Genomic DNA, 21,165 nt, shown 5'->3' with positions numbered 1-21,165 from the left:
ATGGGATCGGAAGTCTTGGGTGAGCTATCCGTCCCGGTTCTGCAGTGGTGCCAAAAGAACCAATGGGTAGCAGTGTCGAATGGTTCGGACTATAGGGCTACCTCGCAGTGCTGGTGTTCACGCTGTTGACGCTGTTCGTCGTCGTTCGCAGACTCCGAGAAGAAGGCCAGCGACTCGTAGGTGGCTGACGTAGCACCAGAGATCCCTCCGGTTCTGTCGGACTTCAGGAGTTCTCCGATCAGATTCATTCTTGGGCTCTCTGACCCCGCTGTTGAACGGCGTTGAAGAAGTTGTTTCCCAAGCGCTCTGGGCGTACACTCTCATGTTTCTCGGCGAGCCACGATCGTCGACAGAGGGAACGCTCGGCCTCGCAGATGTGACGGAGATAATCGCGAACATGCTCATTGACGGCGTGTCAGCCATCAGTCAGCCGATTCTTGACGGTGTTATCGACTTGAGTGTCCAACTGGTGGTTGAGTTTTTCAACTGGATGCGACCGGCGGGACTGCCGGGGGTGGCGATTGTGTACACTCTCGTGGTGGTCGTGTACGCGACCAGCCTACGGACCGCCGTCAGGATTGTATTAGACTTCATCCCCGGAGGAGGTGCTTCTATCATCTAATGTCGATCAAAGAGTTCCTCATTCATCCAGCAAGCGCGGTGACGGCAACAGCGACGACACTGTTCGTCGCGTCCCAGTTCGCCGCGCGGTGCTGTTTCATTGGTGCTGGGGAAACCTCGGACAGTTGTTCTACGGGATAGCGTTGCTGGTTAGCTCCGAACCGGTCCTGCAAATCACGCGGTCGGCGGGCTTGAAAGCCGCCGCTGGGCTAGCGGCGCTGCTGTTGATCAAACTAATTCTGAAAAAACGTAGACAGGCTGATAACCGAGTAGACGACTAAGATCATGATACAAAACGAATACATCAAGCAAACGTATTGAGCAAGAACGGCGGACAGCGTGGGGGTAGACCAATGTCCAAGGTGACGACAGTGATGCTCACCGACTGGGGTGTCATCACCATAGCCTGGCAAAGAAAGTCTACCCAATCAAGTGGCTTAAACGCCACCCAGAGCGGCTCACGACGCGCTGGTGGAGCGGGTTTCTTGATGGCGTGTTGCCAGCGAGTTCCTCTGGAAGGCGGCGGCCTCATTCATTGGGTGACGTCAGCATGTGCGAGTTCTACGGATGAGGACAATGAGGCCGTGCCAGTCATTGTGCTTCTTGTTGATGAGTGTTCAATAAATTGATATTAGGGGCAGGCGGATATGAATATATGAGTAAGATAGAGATAGTTTTGCTAAACGGACCGAAATAGGCCTGTTTAGTAGGCATGGGCCAGAACTGTGGGCTGATACGGGTCACTAGCAGTCTCGTTGAGTAGCGTTCTGTGACTACCGAAAAATTAATTGCAGTGACATCAAGACAATCAGCTTGCCACGCCAATTATGACGTGACGTCGATTCCTGCTGCGTCGCGGGTCGCTATGGCCACACNTGTATCGTCGTAGAGACGAACGTATTCGTCAGCCGGTCCATTAGAGTCTGGTGCTGCAAACCGGGTTATATCTGCGAACTCTTGTCTTACTGACTCGTATCGCTCATCACTGTCGTCTCCAGCGACAGTCCCTGAGCTGGCAGTCACACCAAGGGCCGTCGCAACGGCCGTGAGGTATGTTCGTCGATTCATTCGTCAGTAAACGCCGANCGCTACTTGACTCTGGCAGGAGGAGTTCAGAGACACTGTCAAACTCTTGCCGGGAAACATCGTACCGCTCATCGTCATCATCGTGTGACATAGCTACACTTCTGGGTAGGGGGCTGAGAAAATTAAGTGGGCCAGTAACACCGATGTTACGTAGTAGTACAGGTGTCGCCAAACACCTACAAATGTCCTCAGTTTAGACGTAAACATGGTACACCTGACTGTAACTGTTGAAACAATAAGGAAGAATGTGGGTGGCGAATATTGGGAGGTGCGTGCATAATGGCTATTGAAGGCATGGAGGGACTAGCACTCCTCGCTGGTCGCGTCCTGTTCGGGGGCGTGCTTGCGTTTACCGGCCTAAATCACTGTTTCGAGACTGAAGAGATGACTGGCTACGCAGAATACAAGGGCCTTCCAGCACCCAAATTGGGTGTGTTGCTCTCCGGAGGCCTCCTCATCGGAGGTGGACTCGGGATTATTGCCGGTGTTCTGCCAGCTATCAGCGCGATATTGATTGCTGTATTCCTCGTCGCTTCCGCGCTTATTTTCCACGACTTCTGGGCTGTCTCGGAAGATGAGCAACAAACTGAGATGACGCAGTTTCTGAAGAATATTGCATTGGCCGGGGGTGCGCTGATCATCGTTGCGATCGGTTCACAGTCCTGGGCATATAGNGCAACAAACTGAGATGACGCAGTTTCTGAAGAATATTGCATTGGCCGGGGGTGCGCTGATCATCGTTGCGATCGGTTCACAGTCCTGGGCATATAGTCTTGGCATCACTATTCTCTAACCCTGCTCGAGGCTGAGCGTGCCTGTCTCTTTGAGGAAACACAACAAGATAGTCACTCATATATAATAGTTGTACATTTCTAAATATCGGTGATGACAGCACATTGCGAGTGGCCAGAACGTCCAGATTCCATACGCTGGAATGTACAATACCCCTCTGGGCTCTCGACCATATATTCTGACAGCTAGCGAGATACCAATCAACTACTGGGGCGGTCGGTCGAACACTCACAGGCTTTCGAGGATTTCCCCCATCTCGGCCGCGGTCATCGCGGTCGCCGTTCCAGTGATTCTATCGATTGTGGACACCCCACCGGTTCCAGTGAACGATCCACCCTGTTTCGAGTGTTCTCGACAACCGTCCTGACAGCGGTAGCCTACCCCGCCGACGCGCACAATCGCCTTGTAACTCAATAAAAAGTCGAGATACTGTCGTTTGTTCAGGCGATCGCAGCGAGAGTTTGGTGGCCGCTCCGGCAGGGAGTCAGTTACTGGCGAGAGTTGCATCTGGACATCGCGCGTGTTGAGGACGCCAGCGGGTCAGGCCTTACTACGTTCTCGCAGCCCATCTAAACCGGATGGTAGCCGTCGTCAAAGTTGTGCTGCCGTCCTCGAGCTGAAAGTTGTCTGAGGGCCCTCATATCAGTGCTGAGGAACGTACCAGTGAACCCAAGGAGACAGGCCAGCAAATGCTGCGCCAATGAGGTAGGGACCAATGAACTCAACTTGGAGAAAGTGCCCAACTGGGGAAACGTATACGACCCCGAAGAGGACGCAGGATAGGGCAGTGCTCGAGGGGTCCGACGCCCGGCATTCATCCAGACCTGTCTCCCACCCTTCGCGCCGCCGGCTGGTCGGCCTAATTAGCGTGCAACACTCCAAAATCCGGAACAACTGATAGCGTGAGTTATGGTTGCTCCCAGTCGACTTCGGCTTCGAACGAGCTGGCGATGTTGAACAGGGCCGTCTCGTCGAGATGGCTCCCAACGAGCATCATCCCCACAGGAAGTCCGTCCGGCTTCGCACACGGAACGGTTAGAGCCGGGTGGTTTGTCAGGTCAAACATCCCCGTATTCGCCAGGTTGCCAAGCGTACGGCCAACCCGTTCGACCCGACTCAGGCTGTCGTCCCGCTCATACGGGAGCATCGGGGTCGTCGGGAGGACCAGCGCGTCGTGTTCTTCCAGATGGACATTGTACTTCCGCTCAGCGTCTAGTGCGAGATTCTTTGCCTTTGCGTACAGTTCGATGCTGTACTCATCACGTAAGTGAGCGTCAGCCAGTAATGACGTCTTGACTGTTGGCGGGAACTCGTGGGCACGCGCTTCACGGAACTTACTGAACGCCTCAAGCAGATCATTCCAGTACCATCCCTTGTAATTCGTGCCAACGCCCTCATCTTTTAGTAAGCTGATGCCACCTTGGGTCGCAGCGACCGTCCAGATCGGGACAGTTAGCCGATGTGTATCAACTGACACTGATTCGGTTTCCGCACCGAGTCCTTCAAGAACCTCGATAGCGCCTCGAACGGCGGCATCGACTTCCTCGTCTGAACTCTCCCAACCAAACCCTTCCTCAAGGACGCCAATGGACACACCGTCAAGATCCTCCTCAAGCGCTCCAGTGTAATCGTCTGCCTCAACACCGCGTGGCTGCCGAGGGTCCATTTTCAGCCCATCCTGAAGATCTTCGCCGGCAATGACCTCCATAATAGCTGCAGCATCTTCGACGGTTTTGGCCTGTGGTCCCGTGTGATCGTATCCACGATCGATTGGGAAAATGCCGGTGTACGGAACAAGGCCTGTTGTTGGCTTCAGTCCGACAAGGCCGGACCAAGCGCTCGGGACCCGAATCGAACCACCCTGATCGCCACCGAGGGCAGCGTCGCAGTCACCTGCGGCCGGCGCGGCACCGCTGCCACTAGATGACCCGCCTGTAAGGTGCCCTTCAGCATGTGGTGTCTCAACGGTACCGAAATCGCTCATGTCGCTGGATCCAGACCACGCAAAGCTCTCCATATTGAGCTTGCCTGTGAGGGTCGCCCCAGCGTCTAGTAGACGGGTCGCCACAGTGGCGTCAATCTGTGGCACGTATCCTTCAAGTACGGACGAGCCACATGTCATTTCGTATCCCGCAAGCGCAATGTTGTCTTTAAGCCCGATTTCCATCCCCGAAAGCGGACCGCTTTCGGCTCCTTCGACAGTGAATTTCGTAATCCACGCGTTGTAAGGGTCCTCAGTAGCATCCGGTCGATAGCCGGGTGACCTATCAGTGTACTTGATGTCGTGAACACCGAATTGAGGATTGTCGGCCTCGGCAACGCGTCCAGCGTCTTCGAGCGTCGCGTTGACTAACTCTTGATAATCTTCAATTTCGTCCTCATTTAGCCGCAGTCCGGCAGCAGCAGCGAGTTCTGCGAGCCGCTCCTGTGAGGGCTGGTGAATCGTTTGCTCGTCACTACTCGGCATATGTCTCTCCCGAATGCATCGTCACAGAAGATATCGTATCTGATACTATTACCACGCTTTCCCGTTCGCTGTGTGTGATTAAGTCTTTTCTCTTGTTGGCATTATTTTCGTCATCTGTACTCTTTTTTGCCCCATAACGATACAGTAACAGTATATTATTTGCTGAAGCATGAATTTCTAGTTCTACTTGGATATGAGATGTGAGTAGAATCGGTTTTCGGCACTTTGTAGCGTCAGGCATCTCTGCCTGTAGGCTGCGTTTCTGGGTCGGTTCGTGGCGGGTCAAGGGTGTAGACGGTTCCCGATTAGGGAGATGTATACGACCTCGAAGCGGACGCAGGGTAGAGCAATATTCGGGGACCTGACGCCCAGATTTCATGCAGTCCTCTACCACCCTTCGCGCCACCGGCTGCCTAGTTTGATTGACGTGCAACAAATCAGTCCAGAACCCGGAAAAATGGTATGGGCGGGCTATAACACCTTCCTGTTTTCTATCCCCTCTGTTGCTATCAGGTGTCCAGTATCCTCGTCATTTCGGAAGCCGCAGTGTCAAGCGCTTCCTGTGCGGTTTTACTTCCCTGAATCGCCTTATTCATCGCATCAGCTGCGATGTCCATGAGTGCCATATTCTGTGGCAAATCAAGTGGCACCGGCGGCCGGTTCGTCCGGGTTATCGACAGCGGATTTAGCCTCCGCAACCGTAGCACGGGTGAAGAGACGGATTTTGGATGCCACACCAATCTGTCTCTTCGCTTTCTACCGAGATAACGCAGTCGTAGTCGTAGTCGTTGCGTCTAGCGAAACTACAGAGCCGATTATTACTAATTGTGCGGATAGGTTCTGAGGTCCAGCCCGCCAGTCAGTACGCCTCCCAGAGATGTCTGGGTAGACTGGGTTCGAACCTGTCGGTGTAGGCGGCAAGACCGGATAGTGGCCATTGTACTCGCTCCATTCGAAGGCACCCCGGCTAGCCACTATTCCGTCGGTGATCAAGTATTGTATTCGCTATAGGAGTCTGTGCTGTGGCTGTACGACTGCGGACATCTGGCGTGTCCAACTCGCGTACTCGGTGCTGAACAAGCTGGAATGTATATGATGACATATCGAAAGTATTTTTAATCGGGAATGTGTTTTATGAGATAGGTTCTGATCCCCGTTCTAGATCCCCCTGATAACCAATTGAGTCACCACAGGCTCCGGGTCCAGAACCTGTTGTCGTGGATGGCTACTCAAATGGTGCAGAGCACGCCACTCCCACACCCACTTCCTTCCGGCTTCCCACTATTTTCGTCCCGTGACTGTCCCTATCTGAGAATCGGCTGTCCATACAGGGCTGAACCCGCTGATCGCTGCCACCAGAATCGGGTGTAACGAGACCTATCCCAACGCTGGCTTACGATTCTGCGACTATCAAACGTTTTTTTATCTCGACTCGCTCCACGCTTCGATGGGTTCTGGGCCCTGCTCTGCATTCTCATAGGATTCAATCAGTCTCTCAGATAGCCCGGGACTAGAACCCGTCGCGACTTTGGCGACGCTGAATGGGCTGTAACATGCCATTTGCCCATGGCTGTCGCCCATTCTGTTGCTGGCGGTGATGCCCGCGTCTTCGAACATGTCCGCCAGCGCGGCATGGGATTGCGTAAAAATTACTAATCCTATCATTAGTATTGAATGATGGGTGCTGCCCCCCGCTCCATGTTTCCTCGAGATCTGCTCGGCTGAGTGAATGTGGTAGGTGTAGGACACAGACGTTGCTCAGCCATGACTGTCGGTTGTCGCTGACTGGTGGATCAGGGCTTCTGTCTCAGCAACTCGGCAGACTGTGCAGGGATATCTCAAAGCTCTTCGTAAATATATTTGTGGCGAAAACTCTTGCGGGGCGACGGGCTTTCAGTAGTCATTAGATGGAACACCTGTGTAAAGGTAGTGTCTAGATTAGCTAGTTCTATGGGAAGACGAACACTTGTAACCAATTTTCGGCGGTGCTTGGTTTGACGTGACTGACTATATTTGAGAACTGGATTGTTCGTCGCTTTATTTCACGGAAGACACGTTCGACGGTATTCCGATTCCCATCTGTGACGTGTTGGAATCGGAGCCCGTGGTGATGGCAGGCTGTCTGCAGCCATGGCACACCGTCAACGAGAAAGACCGCGTCGTTGACCTGATGTTTCTCCCGAAGTTCGGAGAGAACTATCGAAGAAATCGCGGAGGTTCTCGTCGAATAGGGTCACACATGGAGCAAGCGGTATGTTCCAAGATCGTCGGCAGCTACGGCCAATGTCGCTCAAAATTGAGCCGAATCACAGTTCATCGACCGCAACATGAGTCGGATCCGCACCGTCTGTCGGCTATAGATCAGCTTTCTGTACCTATCGATGGACGGTAGTTCGATGACGATCGACACCCAAACACTTAAATATCGAGACGGTATCCGAAAATGATAGTCCAGCCACGTGTATCTGAATACCGAGTTTTATCGCTCGCTCGGGCATCCGTTCATGCTCCACAGAATCCAAATCAACCTACTCGCTACTCTCGCTGAGGCGTGTGGTTTCGGCCGGACAGCAAAAGGTACACTTGCTTCACTTTCATCGTTAACTAGACACCGCCATTGAGCAATGAGAAACATTCTTAAGTCTCTCATTCTCTTCTGTAAGTAGGTATGTACAAACAAAGTTATTTGCCTACCACTCAAGAGAGATTTTCATCACGACTATGTATTAAAGAATCTATTGGGGTGAACTGTGGTTTGTAATCACGTACGTTCTGTTATCGTTGCAACCATCCTTTCTGCCGTTCTTCTTGGCTCAACTATCGCTCCGGTAACTGCGCAAACGGCGGGGAATTCTGGACAGGTGATTGGATCCCCAGACATTGATATCAATGCTCCCACTCAAGAATTTGAACCAGGGACCCAAGCAGAACTGAAGCTTGAGGTGATAAACCGGGGTTCAATCAGAAAAGGTGGCCCTGCAGAGTATGAAGACCGCGTCACAACTGCCCGTGGTGTCGTAGCCGAAGTCGAATCCGGATCCGCACCAATTGAAATAAATACTGGACCAGTTGGTATCGGAAACGTACCAACAGGGACGACATCAGCCCCACCTGTCGACATCACTGTCCGAGATGGTGCAGAGCCAGGGACATACCGAGTCCCTGTCAAAATCAGCTACGCATCTACTCGAAGTGTCGATTTCGATAGCTTTGGACCCGAATACAACGATTTCGACCGGAGTCGAACAAAGTATGTAACGATTCGTGTGCGCAGTCAGTCGCGATTCGACATTGTCGATTCAACGACTACTGCCCAGGTCGGCGACCGTGGAAATCTCACTGTAACGATAGAGAACGTTGGTGACCGAGCAGCACGGGACGCGAGCGTTGCTGCAGCATCTTCCAGCGATGAACTGCTGTTTGGGACCGGATCGAAGAGTTCAACCGCAAATGTCGGGTCGTGGGAGCCAGGTGAACAGCGTGTCGTCGAATATACCGTTGAAATGGTTGACGACGCCACACTTCGAGCATACTCCGTTGATCTCACGGTGAACTACCGCGACACCGACGGAATTGACCGGGACTCTCGAACGCTGACTACCGGAGTGCGACCGACTGCTGAGCAGTCTTTCTCAGTTACAAACGTCTCGACAAATCTTCGCGTCGGTGAAGAAGGGACAGTTTCGGGAACAGTTGTTAATGATGGACCAGGTGCGGTTACAAACCCAGTTGTGATGTTCTCGCCATCCAACCCAAACATTGTAGTTGACTCCTCAGAATACGCGATTCCTGATATTGAACCAGGTGAGCGTGCTAACTTTGAGTATACTGTAACCGTAAGCGATGCAGGAAGCGCCAGTGTTCAGCAGTTCAATCTTACAACTCGTTATCGTAACGCGCGTGGCGATGTGCGGAGAAGTGATGTATTAGAGACAAAAGCAAGAGTTGAACCCAAGCGCGACAGATTCATTGTAAAAAGTACAACAGATAAAATCGAAGCTGGGAGTGACCAAGCCGTAACAATCCAAATCACTAACAACGGTGAGAAACCGCTACAAAACGTCGAAGCAAAGGCGTTTGTTGAAAGCCCCTTGTCCAGTGATAACGATGAAGCGATTGTCACCTCGCTGGCGGCAAACGAAACAGCCGAATTTACCATTGCACTCTCTGCAGCAGGTGATGCGCTCCCGAAAACATATCCAGTCTCACTTGATTTCCAGTACGAAATGCCAGATGGCGACTCTGAAGTCTCGAAAACATATACCACCGCAATTGACGTAACAGAAGTCGAGGAAAGTGGCTTCCCGCTCCCTCTTGTCTTAGGCGCGCTTGTCATCATTGGGATCGCTGGAATCGGCGGCTGGCGGCGGTGGTCGAGCTAATTCATGGATTTCGAGCTCAACTATCAGCGGTATATTGATATTGCAGACCACTGGATTGCGGATCGGCCAAAGCAGGTTATCCTCGTTTTTTTGCTTCTGTCAGGCGTGTTTGCGACTGGCCTTGGGCAGTCCGGCACGGAGTCTGGGACCAGTCAGTTTGTCGACGATGTACCTGCAGCCGATGCGTTGGACGAAGTAAACAACAATTTTGAGAGAATCACGTTTGAAACAGACACAGGGACGACACAACTCATCCACTCAGGTCAGAATGTCTTGTCGAAGCCAGAATTACTTCGGATGCTTCGAGCGCAGCATCGGCTGTCAAAGAACCCTGAGATGCAGGTCGAATCTACCACAAGCGTCGCACAGGCAGTTGCCAGAACCCTTGACCCGTCTGCAGAAACATTCGAAGAGCAGATCCGCGCTGTTGAAACCGCGACACCGAGCGAGATTGACCAAGCTGTGCAAACAGCCGCTGAGCGGAATCCACAATTTCGAGCCAGTCTCAGCAACGACTTCAATGCTCGTTCAGCCAGCGCTTCAGCAACAATCGGGATCGTTACACATCAACTGCAAACCGAAACCGATAGCGGTCCGGGTAGCAGCGGGTCAAGCCCACTCACTAGTATCCAGCAGCAAGCGGTCTTTATCGTTGATTCCGTTGGTGGTGACATCACTGTTTTCGGAAGTGGCCTCACATCTGAAGAGCTGTCATCAGTGATAAGCGACTCACTAGCTCTAGTAGTACCCGCTGCAGTCGGACTGATCCTGTTTTTCCTTATTATTGCCTATCGAGACCCCGTCGATCTTCTATTAGGTGTGGTGGCGTTAGCGATGGCAATTCTCTGGACATTCGGCTTTATGGGCTTGGCAGGCATCGCGTTCTCACAACTACTAATCGCAGTTCCCCCCCTTCTACTTGCGGTCGGGATTGACTTCGGTATTCACGCAATCAATCGCTACCGTGAAGAACGGGTCCAAGGGTACGGGATCCAAGAGTCGATGCGGACCACTACCGATCAGTTGCTCGTCGCATTTGCTATTGTGACTGGTACTACCGTAGTTGGCTTTGCTGCAAATATGAGTAGCCCATTGGGATCGATTCAGGACTTTGGCATTGTCGCTGCCATCGGTATTGTATTCACATTCCTCATCTTTGGAGTGTTTCTTCCAGCAAGCAAGGTCTATGCTGATCAATTATGCCAGCGATATTCGATTCCAACGTTCGGGTCACAACCGATGGGGTCGGAGGACTCACTACTTGGTCGAGTCCTCCTAGTTGGCGTACACATCGGTAGAGCCGCTCCAAAGACCTTCATAATCCTACTGGTACTCAGCACAGCGTGGGTCGGTGTCTATGGCTCTGGAGTTGAGTCGCGGTTCTCGCAGGATGACTTTCTGCCTCCGGAAGAAAATCCAGAGTATCTGGAATACTTGCCAGCAAGTGTACAGCCAAGCGAGTACACGGTGACAGAAACAACAAATTTCCTCGAGGATCGGTTCCAAACTGGCGAGGAGGATACAACGACAGTGTACGTTGAAGGGTCGTTAACAAATGACGGGGCTCTTGAATCTATGTACCGCGCAGGAGACTCTCCGCCGGATAGCTTTATTATTGATGAAGGTCATGCCCGTGAAACATCTATCGTTACTGTTATACGGTCGTACGCTGATCGAAACCCCGAGTTCGCTGCACTTGTCGCCCAAAACGACCGAAACGCGAACGGGATCCCAGATGATAACTTGGTAACAATCTATGATGCCTTACTTGACTCACCAGCGCGAGGACAGGCGCTGAATTATATTACCGACGACTACACGTCAGCGCGTATTGAGTACGCTGTTGAAGCCGATGCAACACAGGATGAAGTGACTTCTGACACCCGCACTGTTGCGGATCGCTTCCGGTTTAAAGCAACTGCAACTGGCGGTGTCATTGTTCTCAAAGCAGTTTCAGACGTGATTGGTGAGTCAGCGCTGATTAGCCTCGCTCTTGCTCTCGTCGGGTCTGGTATCTTCCTTATTATCGCGTATGCCGTGCTTGAAGGCCGGCCTATTCTTGGGGTGGTTAATCTCCTGCCTATTGCAATCACCGTTGCTGGTATCGCTGCAACAATGCGTTACCTCGGGATTCCATTTAACGTCCTGACTGGAACCATCCTCTCGATCGGGCTCGGGCTTGGAACAGACTATTCTGCACACCTGATCCACCGATTCTCAGAAGAATATGAACGAGGTACGGACGTCTTTGTGGCACTCACTACGACAGTCCGCGGTACTGGTGGAGCACTTACCGGTTCGATGTTAACAACAGTGTCAGGAATTGGGGTGCTCGTAATTGCAATCACACCAGTGCTTGGACAGTTCGGCATATTGACTGGGCTGACAATTCTTTATTCGTATCTTGCATCGATAATTATCGTCCCCTCTGCACTTGTGATCTGGTCCCGATTCGTTGAATATGATATTACACAGTTCCTGTCTCGACACGACTTTCGGGTGAACCAATGAGCGAACGCCATTCAAATATGATTGAATACACAATGTTCAAAAACCGAATAACAACAGCACACACGATAGTAAAGCATTCGGAGAATCAATAGCATGAGCGATAACGAGGCAACTGAGTCATTGAAAAAGCTAGGGCTGTCAACGTATGAGGCACGGGTATTTATCGCACTCGTTGAGATTGGGAGCGGGACTGCCCGTGAGATAGCTTCTGTAACCGAGGTTCCCCGATCACAAGTATACACGACAGCACACGATTTAGAGAGTCGCGGGTTCATTAGCATCCAGCAGTCGAATCCACAGGTATTCCAACCTGTTTCACTGGATGAAGCAAAAGCGCAGCTTGAAAATCGGTTTGAAACTCAGCGTGATAGTGTGTTTGACTATCTTGAGTCGTTGGAATCTGCTACTGGAAATGAAGCTGAAGAGAACGAAGATGTCTGGTCAATCACTGGAGAAACAGCTATTACCGAGAGGATTGCTAAACTAGCTTCCGAAGCGAACCAAACAATTCTGTATGGTGGCCCAAATCTTGTTGACCCAAGCCCAGACTTGGTAACAGCACTGGAAGCAGCGTGTGAGCGTGGTATTGACGTCACACTACTTGCAAAGAGCGGTCAGACGGTCGATAGTTCGTGGCTCGACAATGACACTATCGACGTGTTCCGTTCTTCGCAGGTGAATCAAAGTAACGAATATGCTGAGCGAATGCTGATAGTCGACCTTGACGTGTTTCTACTTAGTGTTCGCGGCGGCAAAGCAGATGAGGAAACCGCCGTTTGGAGTGCGCGGACCACCTTCGCGCAGATATTCTGCCAATTAACAATTGGGAACTTCGAGGAAATTACCACGAAAACTCCGATAAACTCGCCGTAAGTCCTACCAGAAAGAGTCTCCCAAGTGAGTTCTACAAGAGTGCTGATCGAGAACCAGAACTGACCAAGATTTGAGACGACTTGAATTAAAAATTCTAGCAGGTATATAATCGCAGGCAATCGTTGGGAGCAGCTCTGCCATCCGTCTCCGGTGGCAGTGATTAGCGCCTCACCGCTGCGCAGACAGATGATACCCTGGCAGAGGCCGCGGTACAAGGATGGTAAGCAGCCGGGGAAGTGGAGTGCTACCCATCATTGAGAGTCGTCATCGACGACGACAGGTTCCGGCCTTGCGTCCATCGATGGTTTGTGGAGAGATGGATCGATGGCCCGAACTCACCAGTTGATGATTTATTGGCAGTCAAAAATTGTGAATTAGTTGGACACAATCTCCACCGGACTACTGCTAAAAATTCGTTGCCCTGTTCCGGCGGGTGGAATGATAACTGAGCTACAGTTCTTGATGGGTTGGTCTGATCAATAGTTCGTTGACATCAACATGCTTGGGTTGGCCAACAGCATATGTGATTGACCGGGCGATGTCTTTCGATGTGAGTGACTCCATCGTTTCGAGTGCTTCCTTTGTCTGCTGTTTTCGCTCTTCATCAGGTATGTGCTCTGCGAGTTCTGTATTGACATAGCCTGGCTCAATAAGAGTTACCCGGATGTCGTCTTCACCCGTGACTTCTTGACGGAGGCCCTCAGAAAAACCGTTGACGCCGAATTTTGTTGCGCTGTATGCACTCGACCCAGGGAACGACTTCCGGCCAGCTACTGATGATATATTGACAATATGGCCCGCACCGTGGTCTTGCATGGTTGGGAGGACTGCGTGAGTGAGCTTCATGAGTCCGCTCAGGTTCACATCAACCATTTGCTGGAAGTTCTCCGTATCAGCATCCTGAACTTCTTCAAGTAGCATCACGCCGGCATTATTGACCAGAATGTCGACCTGCCCAAACTCATCCACTGTTCGGTCAACTAGCTCCTGAATATCTGCGTCGCTGGTTACGTCAGTTGGACTAACGAGTGCGTCACCGCCATTTGCTCTAATCTGGTCGGCCAGACTCTCGAGCTCGTCTTTCCGTCGGGCAGCAAGAACGACAGCGACCCCTTCATCTGCTAGCGATTTCGCTGTTGCTTCGCCAATACCGGAAGATGCGCCAGTGATAATGGCGACTTTGCCGCCAAGATTCTCAATGAGATTCATTACGTCTCATTCACAATCGGGTGAGTCATAAGACACGCCGGGTGCAAGAAACACTGTCCGGGATTCTTACCCAATCCGATTGTTCATGTATGGAGTATGAGATCTGTATAGTAGCAAGTATCGAGAGTGTCATAGAAGAGCTCTCACACCGTGATGATCGTGCCACCTGGATTGTCTCCACGTTCGTAGTTGGTGATTGCGACGACGAGCCGAAGGCACAGAGCGAAAAAGTACTGGTCGCTGTTGGATCGTAGCACTTTGGTGCGTCTTGATCGGCAGTCTCCGGCCTCACATCCGTTGAACCAATGCAATAAGTCAAGTCGAGCAGGCCGCGGTAGGGGGCCTGTTCGACGAGGTGGTCGAAGACATCGCCGACAACATGTTCGAAGTCGGTAAGAAAGCGATCGACCGCGTCTCTCTACGGCGGTCGATCGAAGCCACAGCTCAACCAAACAACCGTGTTCCGACGCTCTCGTTCAACGGGGTGGATGCCATAGATGCCCTTGTAGTAACGTGGAGAAAGACACGCATCAGCTCTGGTGGTTCGTGGTCTCGTGTTCGCCCCGTCTCTGCCGGAGCGAACACATCGAACTCTTCGAGAAACTCGAAGGAAAGGTGCTCAAGCAACGCTAACGTCTCAGTCTCCACGACATTGAAGAACGAGTCTACCGAAGGGTATCTTGCAGGGTCGCTGGGCTCATTCCACCTTAGCGTTCACCCTGCTCTTCGGTATGGCAATCGTTCTATGACACCCTCAGTATCAGCTATTTCGAGACCACAGGAGAATGAGCATGAGTGCAAGCACTACTGTGCCAACATCAAATCCAGTACCGGTTGCCTCAGTCGACGGTTCTGAGTTTTCTACTGTTGCTTGCTCTTCGGTCACAGAAGTGAGAAGTATCGGTGTGATATCAGTTTCAGCATTCTGTACTCCATTACTCTCGATTTCCGTGGTAGTTTGTATCGGTGTTTCAGTTTCGTTGATGATTCGTTGTGGTGTTGGTTCAATGACCCTAAGTTCAATCCGATCAGTTGTATCAGCGGCTGTGGCCTCAATGGTGTACGTGCCCGGTTCGAATCCGGTCGTGTTTAATTCAACCCTCCAGACGCCGTCGGTTCCCCACTGGTCAGTAGTTGCGACTGCAACACGTTCGAACTCACTATTGAGGACATCAACAGTGATAGCATGATCATCTGGTCGGAGGTTTGTTAACCCATTCAGGAAGACAGTCTCATTTACTGCCACAGTCTTATTCTCTATCCATCCCCCGCGCCTTAGCCCGTCATGCCTCTCACTCTCCTCTGTAGTGAGGTTGATGATCTCAACGCTCGAAGTTACGAATCTAATTTGGCCTGTGTCCAGCGTAGAGCCCGTTGATGATTTCCCCTGTCCGGCATTAGTGACAGAGCCTGTAGCGACTGATACTGGACCGAAAACGAGCGCGATTACCGTGATCGCGAGCAGCGTGTAGCGACGGTACATGGATTAGTGTGTACAGTGAGCGACAGAGGTCTGTTTGCGTTATCAATGCAGTTCAGTACAGAGTAGTCTCTGAACTATAGAAATGGTTTCGCTGGACTGGTTACAGTATATCTGTTTGGAACGGGCCAGAAATATACCCTCTGCGAGTAACTAGTGGTTTCGGTGAGTGACTTTCTGTAGCTACGTGAAATTATTTCAGTGACATCGATGCCAATAATCCACTTGCTACGCCAGCTATGGTGTGAGATCAATTCTTGTTGTGTCGTGGTTATGATGTCGTAGAACAGTTTGTACACCCGTTTCGTTCCGGCATTTGTTGAACAAGGGCGCTCCAGCAGCTATATCGTAGCAAGAAGGGTACATCAGGTTTTGTACTGCGTTTAACAAAATAACAGTCTTACCTATCTATTTGTAACCCTCGGTAATGCACATCATTATTGTTGGTGCGGGGGACGTTGGACCCCCGCTACTGGGTCTTGCAACACAGTCCGGCGATGATGTCGTGGTCATCGAACAAGATGAAACGCAGGCACAAGCGATCGCAAACAACTATGACTGTATGATTCTCAATGCCGATGCCAGAAGAAGATCAGTGCTCAAAGAGGCTGGGGCCGGTCGAGCAAACACTCTCATCACAACGACTCAAATGGACGCAATAAATTTCTTCGTTTGTATGCTTGGTTCCGAGCTCGACATCCCAAACATCTCTTCGGTTCTTCACAGGGTCGAACATCATGAACTGTTCTCTAAGATGGGCGTCAATGTGATGGAAAGCCCCCATCACTTGGCGGCAAATGCACTTTATCGGACGGCACAACATCCCCCAATCAAGGGCTACATGAAAATTCAGGGCGGCGCAGAGGTTTTTTAATATTGAGGTTACAGAGGATGCGGAAATTGCAGGTATGATACTTGAAGACGCCAGGATGACTGGTCTAGTTCCCGACGATGTACTTATCGTTGCTTCTGTTCCTCCGGACAGCAACGAGCCACAAATCGCCAGTCCAACGACTTCGATTGACGCCGGAGATACTCTGACAGTGTATTCCGATCGCGGAGCGGATCCTGCGGTGACTGATATCTTTGGTCTCTTTGGGGAGTATCGATGACGCGCAATTACGTGGCACCGGTAGGGCGGGATCTCGGGTGGATTCTCAGAGTTTTTAGTGGAGTGATGTTTGTGCGATATTTATTCTATTAGACTGACAGGAATACTACACCATCTCTGGACTTGCTATTACGAGTCTCGTGACGTTTGTCCTCGGGTGGGGGCTTTCGACGACATTCGCTGATGCTGATACGCCGACCAAACTGCATGGGTTGATGATCGCTGCTACGGGATGGTTCACAATTACGATCTTTGGGTCGCTTCCATTTCTTACAATCTCTTGGATTGTGATTAACACTCCGGCTACCACGGTGACACCTCCACCATCAAGTTCTGTCGAAGCACTGGCGAACCCGCTGAACGCACTGTTCGAAAGCATGAGTGGGTTCACTGGCACAGGATTGACGATGGTTCCTGATGAAGGGACGCTTCCACACACGGTACAATGGTGGCGAAGTCTAACCGAGTGGATCGGCGGTGTTGGTGTGATTGTACTCACAACGGCGGCCCTCGTGCGTCCGGGAGCGGAATCATTCACACTGTATAAAAGCGAAGCTCGGTCGCAAAAGATCCACCCGAGCATCGTCTCGACTGTCCGAACGGTCTGGTGGATCTACGTTTTCTTCACTTCCCTATCGATTCTCGTGCTTTGGCTAGCGGGCCTTCCATTGTGGCATGCAATCAACCACGGCATGACTGCGATCTCGACTGGTGGATTCGCAGTCATCGATGGCTCAATCGGCGCGTACAATAACCCTCTCATAGAGCTCGTACTGCTTCCGATTATGATCGCGGGTGGGATCGCCTTTCCCGTCCACTACCTCGTTCTACAGGATGACTTCCATGGACTGTATGATGATCTGCAAACACGGTGGTTCGCTGCGGTTTTGTTCATCGGGACAATATTTCTCTGCCTCGGCGTTTTGCCGGCTTACGATGGAGCTGCCGAGGCACTCCAATACAGTGGCTTTCAGTTCGTTTCGGCGGTGACTGCGACCGGTTTCCAGACAGCAACCGACCCTGCACCCCGTTCATTATTCACTTGGCCAACAGTTGCGTTGCTTATCATGGTCTTTCGGATGGTTATCGGTGCCGCGGCCGGCTCTACCGCTGGCGGGATCAAGATTATCCGGCTTGCAATGCCGGTTAAAGGTATCCGATTTCAAATCTTGTCGGTCTTCTACCCAGGCAGTGCAGTTCGGCGATTGCAGTTTGACGACCGGATCCTTGACAAAAAAGAAGCACCCCGGGAGGTGGGTAAGGCAGTGATTATTTCGCTTCTCTGGTTAGTATTTCTCACAATGAGTGTATTTATCCTTATATTGGTCCTTCCGGACGACGCCTATCCGTTAGAAATGATCCTGTTCGAGGTCGCCAGCGCACAGGGGAATGTTGGTATTTCTACAGGGATTACTGGCCCCGAGTCGTTGCCAGCGATTCGAAAGGTTACATTCATGATGAATCTGTGGATTGGACGCTTCGAAATAATCCCAGCACTTTTAACAGTTAGGAAACTCTTCCTGTGGAGGGATATCTACGAATGAACCGATATCGTCCTCGGAGCCACATCCTTGATTGGGTGATTAACTCGGGACCAGACGATCCAATACTTAATATCTTTCATTTTTTAGGCCCATCGCTCATTATTGTTGTTGCCGTCGTCGGTAGGACTACTCAGACAACAAGTATCGTTACTGGTTACCTTGTCGTAGTTGTCACTTACATCGCCTGTAAAAGTTATAGTGATGATAATTGATCTCCACTGCCAGTGTACGTCAGCCATCACTAATCTTCCAGTTGACTCTGGAAAAATAAGATTATACGCGTCCCTGTCTGACGCAACTTACTTATCTGTGGTCAGCAAGTGTTCGTATGTTCGGAGAAAGCGATTCAGAGATACCGATTGGGGTCCAGGCGCTGGTCCAGTGTGCTGAGTGCGACACACCACTGGCCGGGGTCAATACTATTGGAGAGCAAGCATCAATCGAGACTGACATTGATGACTGCTCGACCCACCCAAACGCATCATACGTCCTTACTGTTGAGAAAATACAATCCAACTGACCTTTATTGGTTCGTGCATCCGCCCACCATCATCCGACGACGACCCATCTATCGACCAACAGCTAGCGGACAACATTATTCTCCTGCACTCTATCATACGTTATGGAACTTGATTTTATCACACACCCCAAGTTCCATCACTCACCACTGATACCAGATAGGCCTCGTTACAATAAAGGCTACCGTCTGACTCTCCTGACGCTTGTGCATCGATCAATTTGACTACGTGACAGCCTGAACAGCTGGTAGTTGTTTGCATGACGTGGCAGGATCTCGTAGAGATTGTCTTAGAGAGCACGATCGTCATTGCCGCCCCGCACACTCCGAGAATTGGGAGTCGATAATAGTGGATTCTCGCTAATACTCGAGGCACATTCCACCCCTTATAAAAGTCCTAATGGTAATATCATTTTCGCCTGTTCAATCCGCAGACGGACTGAGCACTCAATTCGTTCTCTGTCGCCTTGAAAATAACACTCTCTGAACCGCCTATGAAAATCCCGTACTGACTAATTCGACGCTGCTGAAAATAATTGTTTGTGTGAGCTTCAAGCTACCCGAACGCAGGCGAAGAATCACCAGACAACAGCTACTTGGCGGGCCAGAGTTCTTGACAGGCAGGAGGAATCGTATTGCGGTAGCGGTTGCTGTGGGGACGAAAGCAAGCCGTGCCTGAGCGACTGGACCGGTCGCTCGGACACTCACCTCCGGTGGGTCGTAGGCTTCTTTGCGCGTCAGCACATGAAAGATCGACACGAGCATCTTGCGAGCCGCTGCGACAATCGCTATCTGATGGTTCTTCCGCTCTTTCAATCGCGTGTAGAAGTTCCCGAGGGGCTCGTCACAGCGAACTGTGATGTTCGCACACTGAACGAGGGCCCAGTGCAAGGGCGCTGAGCCCTCTTTACTGATGCCACCGCGAATCTCTTTATGACCAGATTGGTGAACCGTCGGATCAAGCCCTGCGTAGCTCACGAGTTCTTTGTCTTCATCGAAGCGGTTGATCTCACCGACCTCGGCGACGATCACAGCAACAGTGTACTGCCCGACACCCGGAATCGTCAGCAGGGTTGGGCTGCTGGCGATTCCAGTACCTTCTGTTCAATCGTTTCTTCGATGGCTTCGATTTGCTCGTCGTAAGCGTCAATCACTGAGAGATGAGTTTCAATGATCGTGCGGTCGGCGTCACTCAGCCAGAGTTCCGCCGGGAACTCTCGTCCGGTCGGGCCGAACAATTCGCTGTCGTAGGTATTGTCGGTGCGAGTGAGGACTGCTCTGACACGGTTTTCAGCAGTCCGCTCTTCGGACTAACGACTTGCGCGTCCGGATGAGATCCGCACGCTGCGGGATCTCGTCCGGTGGAACGTAACTCTCAGCCAGCATGTCCGCCCGGAGCATGTGCGCGAGTCTCTTCCTATCGACACGATCTATTTTGACCGTTGCATCGGCGATGATCCGGTTCTTTGATGGATTTACTAGGGTGACATCGAGATGCTCGTCGAGCATCTCGTAGATCGGGCGATAGTTGCCCGAGGCTTCGATGGCAGCGTCGCCACTAGGTACTCTTGTGCGGGTCGGTGAACGACGGACCGATCTAGATCGCCGCTGCCGACAAGCAAGATTTTGTCGTCTGTGGGAGCCTCATCGACCACCACACGATGCATGACGCTCTCCTCATCGCGAACTACAGAGTTCGGGGAACAGAAGCTATTCTGACTAACGACGCGGCGTTTAGCAGTGAAGCCACCATCTGGTGATATCGCAGGCCCGCCTATCACACAGCTTCTATATCCTCACACAGTACGGCTACTCAAACTGATCAATGTGCAGCGAACTTGTCTAAGTCGGGAGCCGCTGGTACAATGCGATTCTGTGATCACAATTAGTCGACGTATACGACCCGGGGAGAACGTAGGATAACAGTAGTTGTTAATGCGGCCAGTTCCTTCAATTTTAACCCTGTAATAAACACTTCAGACGCATTCTTACAAGGCAATCTCTGAATAAAGAAACCGTGCTACTAACTACTGATAAAGCAATGTTCGTGGGGCCAGACGCTCCACTTGCATCCAGCCCTCGTCTCCCCCTCGCGCCGCTGGCTAGTCGGCCTGATTAGCGTACAACAAATACCCCCAAATCCGGAACAACTGCTAGTCATATGTGTCATGTGTGACGAGGGGAGTCCCAAAGTATCTCTGTCTGTTGGCTGTGTTACTGGGTCGATTCGTGACGGGTCAAGTGGGTGGAGGGTTACCGACGGCGGGCGTATGTGACCCCAGAAAGACGCTAGATGAAACGCTATCAGAGGGACTGATGCCCTGCGTTCATTCAGCCCTCGTCCCCTTCGGGCCGCCGATGGTCGGTTTGATCAGCGTACAATGAATTACCCCAAACACCGGACCAACTGCTACGGCAAATTAATTGCAGTGACATCAAGACAATCAGCTTGCCACGCCAATTATGACGTGACGTCGATTCCTGCTGCGTCGCGGGTCGCTATGGCCACACCGTTTGTTCCTTGTGTGGTCTCATAAATCAGCGTCTCGGCTGTATCGTCGTAGAGACGAAC

The 21,165-nt window shown here is 51.5% G+C and carries 10 protein-coding genes and 4 pseudogenes; 7 read left to right on the top strand and 7 right to left on the bottom strand.

The window, feature by feature from the left end; genetic code table 11:
* Window positions 1-89 precede the first annotated feature (89 nt).
* A complete protein-coding gene (locus tag C444_RS22020) occupies window positions 90-248 on the bottom strand; it encodes a hypothetical protein (RefSeq protein ID WP_161607599.1) in 159 nt (52 codons plus the stop codon).
* Window positions 249-322: 74 nt separating this feature from the next.
* On the opposite strand from C444_RS22020, the gene C444_RS08090 reads away from it, so the two are divergent.
* Both C444_RS08090 and C444_RS08075 read left to right on the top strand, forming a co-directional pair.
* Entirely contained in the window at window positions 323-622 is a 300-nt protein-coding gene (locus tag C444_RS08090; RefSeq protein ID WP_004592194.1) for a hypothetical protein, read from the top strand.
* A 1,364-nt stretch (window positions 623-1,986) separates the two neighbouring features.
* Entirely contained in the window at window positions 1,987-2,394 is a 408-nt protein-coding gene (locus C444_RS08075; RefSeq protein WP_004592193.1) for a DoxX family protein, read from the top strand.
* Window positions 2,395-3,406: 1,012 nt separating this feature from the next.
* Here the strand turns inward: C444_RS08075 and C444_RS08070 are convergent.
* Together C444_RS08070 and C444_RS21130 are read right to left on the bottom strand one after the other, a co-directional pair.
* Complete coding sequence (locus C444_RS08070) at window positions 3,407-4,966, bottom strand: amidase (protein WP_004592192.1); 1,560 nt, start codon at window positions 4,964-4,966, stop codon at window positions 3,407-3,409.
* 1,948 nt (window positions 4,967-6,914) lie between these two features.
* Window positions 6,915-7,488: pseudogene (locus tag C444_RS21130) on the bottom strand (IS6 family transposase).
* Window positions 7,489-7,716: 228 nt separating this feature from the next.
* Here C444_RS21130 and C444_RS22705 point away from each other — a divergent pair.
* The 3 genes from C444_RS22705 (at window position 7,717) to C444_RS08050 (ending at window position 12,732) form a co-directional block, all read left to right on the top strand.
* Window positions 7,717-9,348 carry a COG1361 S-layer family protein gene (locus C444_RS22705; protein WP_229775425.1) on the top strand — a complete coding sequence of 544 codons (1,632 nt, stop codon included), beginning with the start codon at window positions 7,717-7,719 and terminating at the stop codon, window positions 9,346-9,348.
* Window positions 9,349-9,351: 3 nt separating this feature from the next.
* Complete coding sequence (locus C444_RS08055) at window positions 9,352-11,859, top strand: efflux RND transporter permease subunit (RefSeq protein ID WP_004592189.1); 2,508 nt, start codon at window positions 9,352-9,354, stop codon at window positions 11,857-11,859.
* 93 nt (window positions 11,860-11,952) lie between these two features.
* Window positions 11,953-12,732, top strand: coding sequence for a TrmB family transcriptional regulator (locus C444_RS08050; RefSeq protein WP_004592188.1), 780 nt, complete (start codon window positions 11,953-11,955; stop codon window positions 12,730-12,732).
* Window positions 12,733-13,182: 450 nt separating this feature from the next.
* Here the strand turns inward: C444_RS08050 and C444_RS08045 are convergent, their stop codons facing one another.
* From C444_RS08045 to C444_RS08035, 3 genes and pseudogenes are all read right to left on the bottom strand, one after another.
* Window positions 13,183-13,941 carry an SDR family NAD(P)-dependent oxidoreductase gene (locus C444_RS08045; protein ID WP_004592187.1) on the bottom strand — a complete coding sequence of 253 codons (759 nt, stop codon included), beginning with the start codon at window positions 13,939-13,941 and terminating at the stop codon, window positions 13,183-13,185.
* Between the two features lie 238 nt (window positions 13,942-14,179).
* Window positions 14,180-14,642 (bottom strand): annotated as a pseudogene (locus C444_RS21120) (IS5/IS1182 family transposase); the annotation flags it as partial.
* A gap of 59 nt (window positions 14,643-14,701) precedes the next feature.
* A complete protein-coding gene (locus tag C444_RS08035) occupies window positions 14,702-15,424 on the bottom strand; it encodes a hypothetical protein (RefSeq protein WP_004592186.1) in 723 nt (240 codons plus the stop codon).
* Between the two features lie 424 nt (window positions 15,425-15,848).
* Here C444_RS08035 and C444_RS08030 point away from each other — a divergent pair, with 424 nt between their 5' ends.
* Window positions 15,849-16,295 (top strand): potassium channel family protein, encoded by a 447-nt coding sequence (locus tag C444_RS08030; RefSeq protein ID WP_004592185.1) that lies wholly within the window; start codon window positions 15,849-15,851, stop codon window positions 16,293-16,295.
* A 234-nt stretch (window positions 16,296-16,529) separates the two neighbouring features.
* A pseudogene (locus tag C444_RS08025) lies at window positions 16,530-18,076 on the top strand (TrkH family potassium uptake protein).
* 1,219 nt (window positions 18,077-19,295) lie between these two features.
* Here the strand turns inward: C444_RS08025 and C444_RS23240 are convergent.
* A pseudogene (locus C444_RS23240) lies at window positions 19,296-20,150 on the bottom strand (IS110 family RNA-guided transposase); the annotation flags it as partial.
* Window positions 20,151-21,165: the final 1,015 nt, after the last annotated feature.

Source organism: Haloarcula japonica DSM 6131, from assembly GCF_000336635.1.
GTDB classification, from domain to species: Archaea; Halobacteriota; Halobacteria; order Halobacteriales; family Haloarculaceae; genus Haloarcula; species Haloarcula japonica.
This window is presented reverse-complemented; position numbering and strand designations above follow the sequence as displayed.

What these genes read in the sequence shown, in the direction of transcription:
- C444_RS22020 (WP_161607599.1), bottom strand. Translation starts at nt 248, where the DNA reads ATGAATCTGATCGGAGAACTCCTGAAGTCCGACAGAACCGGAGGGATC.
- C444_RS08090 (WP_004592194.1), top strand. Translation starts at nt 323, where the DNA reads ATGTTTCTCGGCGAGCCACGATCGTCGACAGAGGGAACGCTCGGCCTC.
- C444_RS08070 (WP_004592192.1), bottom strand. Translation starts at nt 4,966, where the DNA reads ATGCCGAGTAGTGACGAGCAAACGATTCACCAGCCCTCACAGGAGCGG.
- C444_RS08055 (WP_004592189.1), top strand. Translation starts at nt 9,352, where the DNA reads ATGGATTTCGAGCTCAACTATCAGCGGTATATTGATATTGCAGACCAC.
- C444_RS08050 (WP_004592188.1), top strand. Translation starts at nt 11,953, where the DNA reads ATGAGCGATAACGAGGCAACTGAGTCATTGAAAAAGCTAGGGCTGTCA.
- C444_RS08045 (WP_004592187.1), bottom strand. Translation starts at nt 13,941, where the DNA reads ATGAATCTCATTGAGAATCTTGGCGGCAAAGTCGCCATTATCACTGGC.
- C444_RS08035 (WP_004592186.1), bottom strand. Translation starts at nt 15,424, where the DNA reads ATGTACCGTCGCTACACGCTGCTCGCGATCACGGTAATCGCGCTCGTT.
- C444_RS08030 (WP_004592185.1), top strand. Translation starts at nt 15,849, where the DNA reads ATGCACATCATTATTGTTGGTGCGGGGGACGTTGGACCCCCGCTACTG.